Origin of the sequence: Proteus sp. CD3 (assembly GCF_008808075.1) — a bacterium.
Taxonomy (GTDB): domain Bacteria; phylum Pseudomonadota; class Gammaproteobacteria; order Enterobacterales; family Enterobacteriaceae; genus Proteus; species Proteus appendicitidis.
Genome location: NZ_CP019686.1, coordinates 72,354 through 87,792 on the forward strand (window position 1 = coordinate 72,354; position 15,439 = coordinate 87,792).

A 15,439-nucleotide genomic window follows, 5' to 3' on the forward strand; every position below is an offset into this window, starting at 1 on the left:
AAGTGAAAAATGGTTTTATTTTTTAGCTGAATGATATTAAGTAAAAACCCGCGATAAACGCGGGTTTTTATTATTAATCTCAGTGTCTTTAAAGCGATTGTGCTTATAAAGAAGCGATAGAGATTTTCTGTGCGATCAGTTTTTCTTTGGCGCTTAAGCAAGTTGCTAAGCGTTCACGCTCTTTCGCTACGACTGCTTCTGGCGCACGGCTAACAAAGCCATCGTTAGATAATTTGCTATCTAAAGTTGTGATATCTTTCTCTACTTTTTCAAGCTCTTTATCTAAGCGTGCAAGCTCTGCATCTTTATCGATAAAGCCTGCCATTGGGATCAGCAATTCTGCACCGTTAACCAGTTTATTAACTGATAATGGCGCTTCTTCACCTTCTGCTAATGGACGGATATCCGCTAAACGACCCATTGCTTTTAAGAAACCAATATTGTCACTAACGCGGCGTTTAGCATTGTCATCGGCACCACGTAAGATAACTTCAAGTGGTTTACCCGGAGCAATATTCATTTCAGCACGGATATTACGAACCGCAACGATAACTTCTTTGATCCACTCAAGATCGTTAAGTGCTTGTTCATCCACCAGCGCAGCATCGAACTCAGGGAAAGCTTGTAGCATGATGGTTTCACCTTCAATGCCTTTTACTTCCTTCACTCGTTGCCAGATTGTCTCTGTGATAAATGGAATAATTGGATGAGCAAGGCGCAGTAAGCCTTCTAATACTTCAATCAGTGTATGACGTGCTGCGCGTTTTTGTGCATCATTACCTTTGTGTACCGCAGGTTTTGATAGCTCAAGATACCAGTCACAGAATTGGTTCCAAGTGAACTCATATAAAATACCAGCAGCGATATCGAAACGATAGTTGTCTAACGCTTCACGATAGGCTTTAACGGTATTGTTAAATTCAGCTAAGATCCAACGGTCAGCCAGTGAGAATGTCATCTCACCACCTTGGTAGCCACAATCTTGCTCTTCTGTATTCATCAGCACAAAGCGGCTTGCGTTCCACAGCTTGTTACAGAAGTTACGGTAACCAGATAGACGTTTCATATCCCAGTTAATATCACGACCCGTTGAGGCTAACGCGGCTAAGGTAAAGCGCAGGGCATCTGTACCGTGTGCTTCAATACCTTCTGGGAACTCTTTGCTAGTACGTTTAGCAATTTTTTCAGCCATTTGTGGCTGCATCATATTGCCAGTACGTTTTTCTAACAGGTTTTCTAATGAAATACCGTCAATCATATCCAGAGGATCAAGTACGTTACCTTTGGATTTTGACATCTTCTGGCCTTCTTCATCACGGATAAGACCTGTCATGTAAACCGTATTAAATGGCACTTGCGGTTTACCGTCTTCGTCTTTGATAAAGTGCATGGTCATCATGATCATGCGAGCTATCCAGAAGAATATAATATCGAATCCACTGACTAAGACATTCGTTGGATGGAATGTTTTCAGTGCTTCAGTATTTTCAGGCCAGCCTAATGTTGAGAATGTCCATAGTGCAGATGAGAACCAGGTATCCAGTACGTCATCATCTTGGCGTAATGCAACATCAGCTGCGATATTGTTTTCACGACGAACTTCTTCTTCGTCACGACCAACATAAACATTGCCTTGGTTATCATACCAAGCAGGGATACGGTGACCCCACCACAGTTGACGAGAAATACACCAATCTTGGATATCATTCATCCATGAGAAGTACATATTTTCATACTGTTTTGGTACAAATTGGATATCGCCATTTTTAACAGCTTCAACGGCTGGTTTTGCTAAAGGCGCTGCACGAACATACCATTGGTCTGTTAGTAAAGGTTCGATAACGACACCACCACGGTCACCGTAAGGTACGGTTAAATCGTGAGGTTTGATCTCTTCTAATAAACCTAAACGTTCAAATTCAGCAACGATGGCTTTACGTGCAGCAAAGCGTTCCATACCTTGGTAGGCTGCTGGAATTTCAGTGCTATAAATATCAGACTCAACACCATTGGTATCTAAAACTTCTGCGCTAACACGGATATTGCCATCAAAGTCCATGATATTGATCATTGGTAATTGATGACGACGTCCAACTTCATAGTCATTAAAGTCGTGAGCAGGGGTGATTTTTACGCAACCTGTACCTTTTTCCATATCAGCGTGTTCATCCGCTAAAATAGGGATACGACGGTTAACGATTGGTAAAATAATTTCTTTACCAATTAAATCTTTATAGCGAGGATCTTCTGGGTTAACAGCAACACCGGTATCACCTAACATGGTTTCAGGACGTGTTGTTGCAACAATGAGGTAATCTTTACCTTCAGCGGTTTTCGCCCCATCAGCTAAAGGATAACGCAGATGCCACATAGATCCTTTAACTTCACGGTTTTCAACTTCAAGATCAGAAATCGCTGTGTGTAATTTAGGGTCCCAGTTTACAAGGCGTTTACCACGGTAGATTAGATCTTCTTTATGTAAGCGAACAAAAGCTTCTTTAACCGCTTTAGATAATCCTTCATCCATTGTGAAACGTTCACGTTCCCAATCAACAGAGTTACCTAAACGACGCATTTGGTTAGAAATGTTACCGCCTGATTCCGCTTTCCATTCCCAAATTTTGTCGATAAATGCATCACGACCATAGTCATGACGATTTTTACCTTCTTCAGCGGCAATTTTACGCTCAACAACCATTTGGGTTGCGATACCTGCATGGTCAGTACCTGACTGCCATAAGGTGTTTTTACCTTGCATGCGCTGATAACGGATCATGGTATCCATAATGGTCTGCTGGAAAGCATGACCCATATGTAAGCTACCCGTGACGTTTGGCGGTGGGATCACGATACAGAAGCTTTCTTTTGTTGTATCGCCATTGGCTTTGAAATAGCCATTTTTTTCCCAATGCTGATACAGAGGTTGTTCAATCTCTGCTGGATTATATGTTGTGTCGAGCGATGGCTCTTTCGGTGCGGATTTATTTTCCATATTCTTTACGTATTCAATAGGTTGGCGGCGTAGCCATTGTCAAAGTAAAGCCGACGCTACGATAAATTTTATATCGTTCACGCGCCAACTGTTTCAATTGTTCATCAATAGGTACAAAGTCTATCACTTCATGGAAAGCTGTGGCAAAGTCTACGAATTGCGATTGCAAATTAATCAAGAGATCACGAGGTGCATTACCACGTTTTCCAGGCCAACATAATTCAACAGGAGAGCCATAACGAGGACCTTCACCTGCAAGATTATGAGGAACAAACTGATGAGGTTCTCTTGCCCATAATGCCTCATCAAGCAATTCAGCTTGAGCTTGAGACTCACAAACCAACAAAATACGTTTGCCTAATCGCCAATGTTCAGCAGTAAGTTGACAGGCAAGCCACTCATGAGCCTGTAAATCATCGTGTATTGATGGGTGTTCCATTAAATAAAACGTGGCGTTTTTCATGATATCCCGATAACAGAAGGGTATTGCGTTGCAATACCCTTCTTGGAGTCTGCTCTATTTACCATAATAATAGGGTAATACCTTAACCCTGATAATTATGCGGTATTACTCGTCGCTATTCAAACCCGCGCGGTTAAGTAAGAACTGAGACAATAAAGAAACAGGACGGCCTGTTGCACCTTTAGCTTTACCAGAACGCCATGCTGTGCCTGCAATATCCAAGTGAGCCCAGTTATATTTAGTTGCAAAACGCGCTAAGAAACAACCCGCAGTAATTGCGCCACCTAAACGGCCACCAGTATTGGCTAAATCAGCAAAATTAGATTCGATTTGTTCATAGAACTCTTCGCCTAATGGTAAACGCCAAGCGCGGTCACCTGCTTGCTCTGATGCATTCATTAATTCATGTGCTAATGGATTATGATTTGACATTAATCCGCTATAGTGATGCCCTAAAGCCACCATACAAGCACCTGTTAATGTTGCGATATCGATAACTAATTCAGGCTCAAAGCGCTCAACATAAGTTAACGCATCACACAGCACTAAACGACCTTCAGCATCGGTGTTTAATACTTCAACAGTTTGTCCTGACATGGTTGTTAAAATATCACCTGGGCGATATGCTTTTCCACCCGGCATATTTTCACAACCCGCAAGTACACCAATGACATTGATTGGTAATTGGAGTTCAGCAACAACACGCATCACACCATAAACCGTTGCAGCACCACACATGTCGTATTTCATCTCATCCATGCCATCAGCAGGTTTGATAGAAATACCACCCGAGTCAAATGTCAGCCCTTTACCTACTAACACAATTGGGTGAGTTTCAGGATCTTTATTGCCTTTATATTCGATAATCGACATTAAAGATTCATTTTGAGAGCCTTGTCCTACCGCAAGGTAAGCATCCATATTTAGCTCTTTCATTTGCTCTTCGCCAATAACGCGCGTAGAAACATTTGGAGAGGAGTCTGCTAATTGACGAGCTTGAGATGCCAAATAAGCAGCATTACAGATATTTGGTGGCATGTTAGCTAAATCTTTACATGCTTTAATACCTGATGCGATGGCTAAACCGTGTGCAATTGCGCGCTCACCACTTGGTAGTTCACGACGAGTCGGTACATTAAAGACCATTTTACGTAATGGACGACGTAATTCTGTCTTATTGCTTTTCAGTTGATCAAAGGTATAGAGGCAGTCTTTTGCAGTCTCAACCGCTTGACGCACTTTCCAGTAATTATTACGACCTTTAACATGTAACTCAGTTAGAAAGCATACGGCTTCCATCGAGCCAGTTTCATTGAGTGTGTTAATAGTTTTTTGAATAATCTGTTTATACTGGCGTTCATCCAATTCACGCTCTTTACCGCAACCAATGAGTAAAACGCGCTCAGAGAGAACATTTGGTACATGATGTAACAGCAATGACTGTCCGACTTTGCCTTCTAGTTCACCTCTGCGTAACAGGGCGCTGATATAGCCATCACTGATTTTATCAAGTTGCTCCGCGATCGGAGATAAACGACGAGGCTCAAACACCCCCACGATAATACAAGCGCTGCGTTGTTTCTCTGGGCTGCCGCTTTTTACATTAAACTCCATGCGTTCTCCTGAATATTAAAGACAAAAACGGAAAGTATCGTTTAGAATAGTGATCCGCATTAATCTACCCCATAGAAAGTTTACTTTTTATGTTAAGCTAAATGCATTAATTGAACACAACTAATTTAGCTAACTTATAAGCTTGTTCTTATTGGGAACCTGTTTATAGCATGTTTTGATATCATTTGGGCTGCAAGAATGTCTAACTGAGATGCACAAATGATAGATATACAACGAAGTTAGCGATTTTCCTGCAAAAAGACAAGTTTTCACAGGCATAACTAGCGTGATTATAATTCGATATTTAGCTCGGGAAACCCTTAAAAGTCAGATAGCCATCTTATTTATTTTGATGCTTATCTTCTTTAGCCAGAAACTGGTTGAAATTTTAGGGGCTGCTGTTGAAGGTAACATTCCTACAAACCTCGTGATTTCTCTGCTGTGGCTGGGAATTCCTGAGATGGCACAGCTTATTCTTCCATTAAGCCTTTTTCTTGGGCTTCTGATGACTTACAGCAAACTTTATGTTGAAAGTGAGATAACCGTCATGAATGCGTGCGGAATAGGTAAGAAAGCATTGGTGCAAGCTGCACTGTTGCTCTCATTACTCACCAGCGCATTAGCCGCAGGAAATGTCATTTGGCTTATTCCTTGGTCTTCGGCGCATCAAGAGCAAGTCCTTGAGGATGCTAAAGCAAACCCAAGTTTAGCTGCATTGATGGAAGGGCAATTTAAAATGTCCAGCGACCGCAATATGGTGCTCTATCTTGGTAGTGTAAAAGGGAATCAATTCCAAGATGTATTTCTTGCACAGTTGCGTCCAACACAAGATCAGCGTCCTTCTGTTGTGGTGGCAGATAAAGGCTATACCAAAGAATTACCTAACGGGAATCAGATAGTCGTATTAAGTGAGGGAACTCGCTATGAAGGTACGGCTGTACTACGTGATTTTCGTATTACCGATTTTAATGACTACCAAGCTGTTATCGGGCACCGTGAATCTACCATTCGCAGTAATCGCGTAGAACAAAAAACGATGACTGAACTTTGGCATTCAAATGAAGCAGAGTCTATCGCTGAATTCCATTGGCGCTTAACTTTGATTTTCTCTGTTATCATTATGGCGGTGATGGTCGTGCCTTTAAGTGAGGTAAATCCACGTCAAGGTCGCGTATTAAGTATGCTACCTGCCATGCTGCTTTATCTGGTGTTCTTCTTACTACAAAGTTCATTGCACTCTAACGGTGAAAAAGGAAAACTGGATCCCCTAATTGCAATGTGGAGTGTTAATGGCGCTTATCTTGCCTTGGCTATCTTATTGAATGTTTGGGATACCTTGCCTATGCGTAAATTCCGCGCTCGCTTTAAGAAAGGAGTTGCCTGATGTTTGGTGTATTAGATAGATATATCGGGCGTACTATTTTACAGTCAATTTTGATGACACTCTTTTTGCTGGTTTCATTATCCGGCATTATTAAATTTGTCGATCAACTTCGTAAAGTAGGGCAAGGGGATTTCACCACTCTCGATGCGGGTGTTTACGCGATTTTAAATATCCTTAAAGATGTGCAGATTTTCTTTCCTATGGCGGCATTACTTGGCGCGTTATTAGGATTAGGTGCATTAGCAACGCGCAGTGAGTTGGTGGTGATGCAAGCATCGGGATTTACCCGCTTGCAAATTGCAGGCTCTGTGATGAAAACCGCTATTCCATTGGTTCTGTTAACCGTGCTGATTGGTGAATGGGGTGCGCCACAAGGTGAACAATACGCACGTAACTATCGCGCCGAAAAAATCATGGGTAACTCTTTGGTTTCGACTAACCGTGGTATGTGGGCTAAAGATGGCAACCAATTTATTCATATCAACCGAATAAAGAGCCAAAATGAGATGCAAGGCATCACACTCTATGATTTTAATAATGATAGAAAACTAGAAACGGTACGTTATGCATCAAGTGCAATCTACGATGTGAATAAAAAAACGTGGATGCTAACGCAAGTCGAGCAATCAGATTTAACTGATCCACAAAAAATCACAGGTAAAAAACAGGTATCACTTGAATGGCCAACACGACTAACGCCAGAAAAATTAAGCGTTGTGGCGTTAGATCCAGATGCATTATCGATCAGCGGGCTTTATCAGTACGTTAAATATCTAAAACAGAGTGGGCAAGAGTCAGCAAACTATGAGCTGAATTTCTGGAAAAAAATCTTTGCTCCAATCTCTGTTGCGGTAATGATGTTAATGGCATTGTCATTTATTTTTGGTCCATTACGTACTGTACCAATGGGATTAAGAGTCTTAACGGGGATCTCTTTTGGGTTCTTATTCTATATCGTCAATGAAGTTTCAGGACGATTAAGTTTGGTTTATGGCATACCCGCAGTGATTGCCGCATTAGTACCGGGAATGCTCTTCCTAACGTTGAGTTTATGGTTATTGATGAAGCGTAATCGCTAAGTAAATCTCAGCCAGAAAAATAAAAAGCGCCTTATAAGGCGCTTTTTTATTGCTATTGAGTATGCGATCACTGATAAAAATCTTTTGCTAGCGCACGAACAAGAGCATTAGTCCCCTGAGTTACTTCACTAAATTTAGTGCCGTTAGGTTTACGGGTGATCACCACAAATACACCGATATTTAATTCAGGGATGGTTGCCATATAAGTATTAAACCCACCGCCGCCACCTGTTTTTTGGTAAATGGCGGGAACACCATTGGCGGGAGCCATATAAACCCAGCCTAAACCCACGCCATCAGCACGACCCGCCACATCCATTCCTTCTATTGAAGAGAGTCGATTACGAGGAAAGTAGACAGATTGCTCTTTACTTGCTGTTGCCTTTCTCATGGCGTTATGAGAAGTCAAAAAGCCTTGCATCCAACGTTGCATATCGGCAGGCGTTGAGTACACACCTCCACTTCCGGCCGCTGCGATGGTGTCAGAGCATGGGCTGGGTTTATATCCGACTAATAGTCGTTGGCATTGCGCTGGCGTTGGTGTCAGTGTGGTATTAGTCATGCCTGCGGGCTGAGTGACATATTGTTGTAAAAGTTGAGGATAACTTTTACCTGATGCTTTCACTAAGGCATCCGCTAATAGATCATAAGCTAGGTTTGAATAAGCTGCTTGATTGCCTGCGGTAGATGTCAGTGTCGCTTTTTTCAACCAGTTCCAGCGGTCGCCATGTGTTGGCCATATAAAAACAGGTCTTCCCCATTTTCCACCCGGTTGTTCTCGCGGAAAACCACTGGTATGACTCGCTAAATGATAAAGACGGATAGGGGATTGAGCGCTAACTAATGGAATATCTACACCATAGTAGCTGTATTTTTGCAGTGGATCGGTGACTAATAATTTTCCATCATCTTGTAACTTTAACATCACTTCACTGGTCATCAGCTTTGTGACAGAAGCGATACGGATCAGTGAGTTCATTGATGGTGCATTGCGGCTTTCAGGTGTTGTCGTCCCAAAAGAACGATTTAAGGTTTGAGAGTTATTGATCATGACAATAACCATGCCTTGAGGATTACTCTTTTGATAAATCTGTGAGGCATATTTATCAAACAGTGTTCTTGCATTGGTTACATTAGGGCTTAATGCCGTAGGCCATTGCGTTAATTCAGGTACACTGTTCTGTTGATTTAACATAGAAGGTTGTGTCGCTGGTGGTAATGACGAACGCTGGCTACATGCATTCAATGTCAATAAAGCGACTGGGATCATAAGATATTTTAGAAAATGTTTTTTCATTTTTACTTTCAACAGAAGTCAGTGAGGTGAAAGGAATGCGATCAACATAAAATGGTTTATGTTTTAATTTGGTGCCTTTCTTATCGCGCTATTTTTTCTTTATCATTTTTAATACGGCACCTAAGATAATACCAACAAATATGCCTGTTATAATCCAGCCAACAATGCCCATAACACCGCCTTCTAATCAGATTTAAACTAAATTTTGATTATATTATCAGAAATAAGAATGTCTATCAGTGCAAGAGCCAGTTATCACAAAGTTGGCATTAAATGTGTCAAATTGTCTCTAAGAAAAAGAGAGTGAAGAAAAACTGCATCATAAAAAGACATTTTCTTTATGTTTCTCCTTTAAAAGTGAGGGAAGTATTACCGTTAAGTTACAATCTTCCTCAATTTACCCCAATTTTTAACCTTATTATTAGCTTTTCTTTATTATTAAGTTAAGATATGTTTATCAAGAAAATGTTAATTAATGGTGCTATAATCCATTAAATTACTATAATGTAGTTTATTATTCTTTATTTTGTTTTAATTGGATTTGTTGTTGGATGTTTGTAAAAGGAATATAAGTGTGTATCATATTTTGTAATAATTTAATGATTGTGGGATTGTGAAATTAAATTTATTATAGCTTCATCAAGTCGAGAGACTGAGAATATAAGAGTTACAGAGCAAAGATATCACAGCAATAATAGAGTGAAGTAATAAGAGGTATATTATAAAATGACCTCTTCAATAATAAATAAGTTATATATTAGTAATAATGTTTCAACACCATTATATTAAATAGTAGTACCTTCGTTAACTCAGTAAATAAGTATCTTTATATTAGATAGTTGCGCCTTTATTAACGCAATAAATAAGTACCTTTATATTAGATAGCAGTACCTTCGTTAAAATAGTAAATAAGTACCTTTATATTAGATAGCAGTACCTTTGTTAAAGTAGTAAATAAGTACTTTTATATTAGATAGTTGTGCCTTTATTAACGTAGTAAATAAGTACCTTTATATTAAATAGTAATTTCCTATATAGTAGTAAGAAGTATCTTAGTAAAGTAGTCAATTCTTTATATCAATAATATGTAGTATAGATAAAGAAGTACATTATATTAATAAAACATAATTACCCTCTTCCTCACACCAGGGGAGAAAAGGGCCGTGACGCTACAAAAATAATTTATAGTCATTAAAATAAAATAAAGCCCTCGTTTAGCAGTACTATCGGATCAAAACACTAACCCAAGTTTTGATCCTTTTTTTATTTATCGTTATGCATATTAAAATATATCGATTAAATAAGTTAGTTTTAATAAATTTATATAATGACGATATAATCTTTAAAAGAAATAAGATAAGAAAAAAATAAGAAAAAAGTAGTAATAAGGTAAAAAATAAACGTAGATACAAAAAAACAAGATAATTGATTTATCGATACAACATGATTAAAGCATTAACGATAGATATCGTGATGTAACCTCTAGATCGTGTTTTATGATAGCAACAAACCCCAAATGCACTTTTTTTCGCCAATCAAACTGAAAACTAACAATAATTGTTGCGAGGGTTCTTCACGCAAGTATAATGGGCAGGTTTTCCAGACACACTTCAGTGCCGGAGTGGCGAAATTGGTAGACGCAGTTGATTCAAAATCAACCGCCTTCGGGTGTGCCGGTTCGAGTCCGGCCTTCGGCACCATAAGAACATCAAGAGACGTCAACGGACGTCTTTTTTTGTATCTGAAATCCCAGTTTTACAAGGCTTTTTCCCACTTTTCAGTCTTCCCAAGTATACTAAGGTCAACCCACATCAAGTACCTGCTGTTGGTATATGTGTTGGTATCTCTCGATTCGATAATAGTTTGTACCAACAGAAGGAGATAAATCATGGCTCTTACTGATGCTAAAGTCAGGGCTGTCAAGCCTCTGGATAAATCATATAAATTAACCGATGGTGATGGAAACAACGTATTACGTGTGATGGGGTATGACACTAAAACGGAGGTGTGTGGACATGGTTTCAGAACAATGGCCTGTAGTTCGTTAATTGAGTCAGGGCTATGGTCGAAGGATGCAGTAGAAAGACAGATGAGCCACCAAGAACGCAATTCAGTGAGGGAGAGCATATTGAGGAAAGACGGCTGATGGTGCAATGGTCGGCTGATTATTTGGATGCGAATAGGGTAGGGCATGTGGGGGCGTTTGGATTTGGGAAGTGAAAGCAGAATGAATTGTATACATAAATTTATATTGTTATAACGGGTTAATCTTTACGAATTTGAGCCGCCTTAAATAAAGTAAGCATAAAGGTGGCTTGTTGATAATTTTTTTTTGTTAAAATAGCTAATATATAAAGGATAGTTATCAAATTTAAATTGATAAATTATAGCATCCATTGATGCGAGAATTAGTAATATTAAGAGAACAAGAGTAAGTAATGACATTGATAAATCTTAAAGATTTAGAAGCGCACCTTTGGCATGCAGCGCACATAATTACAGGCCCAATTGATGCTTCAGATTATAAAACTTATATTTTCCCCATCCTTTTTTTCAAGCGTATCTGCGATGTATACGATGAAGAATTCGATGATGCTATGAAAAAGGTTGGCGATAAAGAACTTGCAAAAAGTAGTATCTTTCACCGAATCCAAATTCCAGAAGCTTGTCATTGGAAAGACGTATTTGCAGAAACCAAGGATATTGGTCAAGCATTGAAAGACTCATTTAGGGGCATTGAGCTTGCAAACACACAGCTTCATGGCATTTTTGGCGATGCTAGTTGGACAAATAAAGAGCGTCTTTCAGATGAGCTTTTATCTACGCTATTAAACCATTTTAATAAAATAAATCTCGGTGTTTCTAACGTTCGCAATGATGATATGGGCCGAGCTTATGAATACTTAATTAAACGTTTTGCAGATAAAGCAAACAAGAAAGCGGGTGAATTCTATACCCCGCGAACTATTATTCGTCTTATGGTTAATATTCTTGACCCACGAGCTAATGAAAGCGTTTACGACCCTGCCTGTGGTACAGGCGGCATGTTACTTGAAACTATACATCACGTTAAAGAAAATGGTGGTGATCCGCGTTTATTGAAAATTAAAGGCCAGGAGAAAAATCTGACCACCGAGGCTATTGCACGAATGAACTTGTTCCTACATGGACAAGAAGATGTTGAAATTGTTCGTGGTGACACACTTCGTGATCCTAAATTTTTAAAAAATGATCATTTAGAAACCTTTGATTGCGTTATCGCTAACCCGCCATTTAGTTTAAAGGAATGGGGGTATGATTTATGGGTAAACGATCCTTATGGCCGCAAGCAATATGGTTTAGCGCCTAAAACCAATGGTGACTTTGCTTGGGTACAGCATATGTTTACCTCACTCAATGACAATGGCCGCATGGCGGTAGTCTTACCCCATGGTGTCCTATTTCGCGGTGCTGCTGAAGGTGCAATTCGAACTAAATTACTGCAAGAAAATCGAATTGAAGCCATTATTGGTGTCGCTTCAAACCTTTTCTATGGAACTGGTATTCCTGCGTGTATTTTGGTGCTTCGTAAATTACGTCCAGAAGCACATAAAAACCATGTGCTTATAATCAATGCTGAAGAAATCTATACTAAAGGCCGAGCTCAAAATACCTTATCCAACGATCAAGCTGATGAAATTTATCGTATTTACTTAAATCAGCAGCAACAAGGGCCAGTAGCACAAGATATCGAAGGTGTTGCTCGTTGGGTAGCCTTAAGTGAGATTGAAGAAAATGACTTCAATCTTAATATTGCACGTTATGTACAAAAGCCACTTGAAGAAGAAACTATTACAGTGGAAGAGGCACTCAAAGATTTTCAACAAAAACTGGCTATTCTGGAAAAAGCAGAAGAGGAGCTAGAAGCCCTACTAATTAAAGAAGGGTTTAAAATATGAGTATGATGAACAATAAAAAACTGGAAGATCTACTATGGGGTGCTGCGGAATTTTTACGTGGGCAAATAGAAGCATCAGATTACAAGCAATATATCTTCCCATTACTATTTTATAAGCGTCTGTCAGACGTGTATTTAGAAGAATACAGTGAAGCGTTGGAGCTTCATGAGGGGGATATTGAATACGCGGCTCTGTCTGCGTTTCACCGTTTTGATATTCCTCAAGAAGCGAGTTGGGAAACAGTACGCAATACCAGTAAAAATATAGGTGAAGCAATTCAGAATGCACTGCGCTTAATTGAGGCTAATAACCCTCGTTTGCATGGTGTTTTTGGAGATGCCCAATGGACTAATAAGGAGCGACTACCTGATCATCTTTTAGCTGATCTTATTGAGCACTTTAGTAAAATTCCTCTCGGTATTAAATCTGTTGCCCAGGATGACCTTGGTGGAGCTTATGAATACCTGATTAAAAAGTTTGCTGACGATTCTGGTCATACTGCGGCAGAATTCTATACTAACCGAACCGTAGTACATCTGATGACGAGGATCATGCAGCTTAAACCAGGTGAAACAGCTTATGATCCAACGTGTGGTACAGGCGGTATGTTGTTAAATGCGGTAATGGATTTACGTTCACGAGGTGAAGAGTGGCGAAGCGTACATTTATATGGACAGGAAGTTAACCTGCTTACCTCCGCGATAGCACGAATGAATATGTTCTTGCATGACATTGAAGAGTTTGATGTATTGCGCGGTGATACCTTAGCAGAGCCTAAGTTTATTGAAAACGATCGCCTTAAGCAGTTTGATGTTATTTTTGCCAATCCTCCGTACTCTATCAAGAAATGGAATCGTGATAAGTTCGCAGCTGATCCATATGGGCGCAATCTGTATGGTATACCACCACAAGGCTGTGCAGACTACGCATTTTATACCCATATAATCAAAAGTTTAAAACCTGACACTGGTCGCGCGGCTATGCTTTGGCCACACGGCGTTTTGTTTCGCGATTCTGAACAAAGCATCCGTAAAAAGGTGATTGAATCTGACATTATTGAAGCGGTGATTGGCCTTGGGCCAAATCTATTCTATAACTCGCCTATGGAATCATGCGTGGTAGTGCTTAACTGTAATAAGCCAAGTGAACGTAAAAATAAAATATTGTTTATCAACGGTGTTGAGCATATCACTCGGGAACGCGCTCATAGTCGTTTATCAGATGATAATCTGTCCGTACTATGTGAGGCCTATTTTAATCCTGAGAAAAGAAGTGATATTGCCGCTTTGGTGGATATTGATGTTATCAAAGATAACCTTTATAACCTGTCGATCCCTCTATACGTTCAGGCCCAAATCAACGGTGAAGTGCATAATACTGAATATGCTATTGAAGCCTGGAAAATCAGCCGTGTTCAATTGAAAAAACAAACTAATAACTTATTCAAAAGCCTAGCAGAACTTGGATATAACATTGAAAGCAAGGTGGAGCAATAAATGACGGAGCAACAATTGCCTAAAGGTTGGCAAATAGTGACATTTGGCGATATCGCTAAACATATATCTAAACGAGTCGAGCCAAGTAAAACTGATCTTGAAATCTATGTTGGCTTAGAGCATTTAGATCCTGATAGTTTAAAGATAAAACGCCATGGCGTACCAAGTGACGTTGAAGGGCAAAAACTTTTAGTGAAAAAAGGCCAGATCATTTTTGGTAAGCGTCGGGCTTACCAGCGCAAAGTAGCAGTCGCCGATTGGGATTGTATATGTTCAGCACATGCAATGGTATTGGAAGCCAAACCTGAAAATGTCATTCCGGAGTTTTTACCGTTCTTTATGCAGTCTGATGTATTTATGAATAGGGCAGTGGCTATTTCTGAAGGATCGCTTTCGCCTACGATAAAATGGAAAGTACTAGCAGAACAAAAATTCCCGATTCCAAATATCGAAAAGCAGAGTGATTTAATTGATATTTATAAATCAGCTTATTGTGTGGAGGAGGATGCCATATCTTTGCATAATAGTGCTGAACAGTTATATACGAGATTAAGAGAAAATTTGATTTCTGGATTGAATATAGAACCAACATTAACATTGGGTGATTTAGGATACACATATGGAGGTCTTCAGGGAAAAAATGCAGCCCACTTTAATGATAATGGTAATGCGATGTATGTTACTTACATGAGTATTTTTTCAAATCATACCATCGATTGTAAGGATTTTTCACGTGTAATGGTTTCTGTGAGTGAGAGACAGAATAAAGTAAAAACAGGAGATGTGTTTTTTACTGTGTCATCCGAAACCCCTCATGAAGTTGGTTTGTCTTCGGTCTTATTGAATGATATTGAACAAGATGATTTATATCTGAATAGTTTCTGTGTTGGCTTTCGACCAAATACCGACAAAGTTTTACCTTCATTTCTTTCACACTATCTTAGATCTACTTTTTTTAGAAAAGAGCTAAGAAAATTAGCCCAAGGTATTACTAGATACAATATTTCAAGAAAAGAACTAATGAAATGTTCCATTAAGTTGCCTGACATGGATGCACAACGTTTGATTACGGAAATATTGGATAAAGCGTATAGATGCTTAATTGATGCAAAGGATAGAGCTAAAATAAATAGTTTACTGAAGCTAAGAGTGGTTTCAGATAGCTTGAGAGGATAA

General features: G+C 39.5%; 9 protein-coding genes, 1 tRNA gene and 1 pseudogene. 7 read left to right on the forward strand and 4 right to left on the reverse strand.

Annotated elements, in window-relative coordinates:
* Nucleotides 1–103: 103 nt before the first annotated feature.
* The 3 genes from BTA34_RS00385 to pepA all read right to left on the reverse strand — a co-directional run bounded on the left by BTA34_RS00385 (nt 104) and on the right by pepA (nt 5,069).
* A complete protein-coding gene (locus BTA34_RS00385) occupies nt 104–2,992 on the reverse strand; it encodes a valine--tRNA ligase (protein WP_151434049.1) in 2,889 nt (962 codons plus the stop codon).
* Nucleotides 2,993–3,005: 13 nt separating this feature from the next.
* Nucleotides 3,006–3,455: a DNA polymerase III subunit chi gene (locus tag BTA34_RS00390; RefSeq protein WP_023583544.1), complete on the reverse strand. Its 450-nt coding sequence runs from the start codon at nt 3,453–3,455 to the stop codon at nt 3,006–3,008.
* A 105-nt stretch (nt 3,456–3,560) separates the two neighbouring features.
* Complete coding sequence (pepA, locus tag BTA34_RS00395; protein ID WP_151434050.1) at nt 3,561–5,069, reverse strand: leucyl aminopeptidase; 1,509 nt, start codon at nt 5,067–5,069, stop codon at nt 3,561–3,563.
* A 286-nt stretch (nt 5,070–5,355) separates the two neighbouring features.
* Here pepA and lptF point away from each other — a divergent pair, with 286 nt between their 5' ends.
* Entirely contained in the window at nt 5,356–6,453 is a 1,098-nt protein-coding gene (gene lptF / locus BTA34_RS00400) for an LPS export ABC transporter permease LptF (RefSeq protein ID WP_151434051.1), read from the forward strand.
* The gene (gene lptG / locus BTA34_RS00405) at nt 6,453–7,532 is read left to right on the forward strand and encodes an LPS export ABC transporter permease LptG (protein WP_151434052.1); all 1,080 of its coding nucleotides are present in this window, start codon (nt 6,453–6,455) and stop codon (nt 7,530–7,532) included. Before lptF ends, lptG begins: the two co-directional genes overlap by 1 nt.
* A 67-nt stretch (nt 7,533–7,599) precedes the next feature.
* On the opposite strand, the gene ampH is transcribed toward lptG, so the two are convergent.
* Nucleotides 7,600–8,829 (reverse strand): D-alanyl-D-alanine-carboxypeptidase/endopeptidase AmpH, encoded by a 1,230-nt coding sequence (ampH, locus tag BTA34_RS00410; protein WP_151434053.1) that lies wholly within the window; start codon nt 8,827–8,829, stop codon nt 7,600–7,602.
* Nucleotides 8,830–10,444: 1,615 nt separating this feature from the next.
* On the opposite strand from ampH, the gene BTA34_RS00415 reads away from it, so the two are divergent.
* The 5 genes and pseudogenes from BTA34_RS00415 (at nt 10,445) to BTA34_RS00435 (ending at nt 15,439) form a co-directional block, all read left to right on the forward strand.
* A tRNA-Leu gene (locus BTA34_RS00415) sits at nt 10,445–10,529 on the forward strand.
* A 245-nt stretch (nt 10,530–10,774) separates the two neighbouring features.
* Nucleotides 10,775–11,049: pseudogene (locus BTA34_RS00420) on the forward strand (tyrosine-type recombinase/integrase); the annotation flags it as partial.
* Between the two features lie 218 nt (nt 11,050–11,267).
* Nucleotides 11,268–12,767: a type I restriction-modification system subunit M gene (locus BTA34_RS00425; protein ID WP_151434054.1), complete on the forward strand. Its 1,500-nt coding sequence runs from the start codon at nt 11,268–11,270 to the stop codon at nt 12,765–12,767.
* A 5-nt stretch (nt 12,768–12,772) separates the two neighbouring features.
* Complete coding sequence (locus BTA34_RS00430) at nt 12,773–14,263, forward strand: type I restriction-modification system subunit M (RefSeq protein ID WP_265576350.1); 1,491 nt, start codon at nt 12,773–12,775, stop codon at nt 14,261–14,263.
* Nucleotides 14,264–15,439 (forward strand): restriction endonuclease subunit S, encoded by a 1,176-nt coding sequence (locus tag BTA34_RS00435; RefSeq protein WP_151434056.1) that lies wholly within the window; start codon nt 14,264–14,266, stop codon nt 15,437–15,439.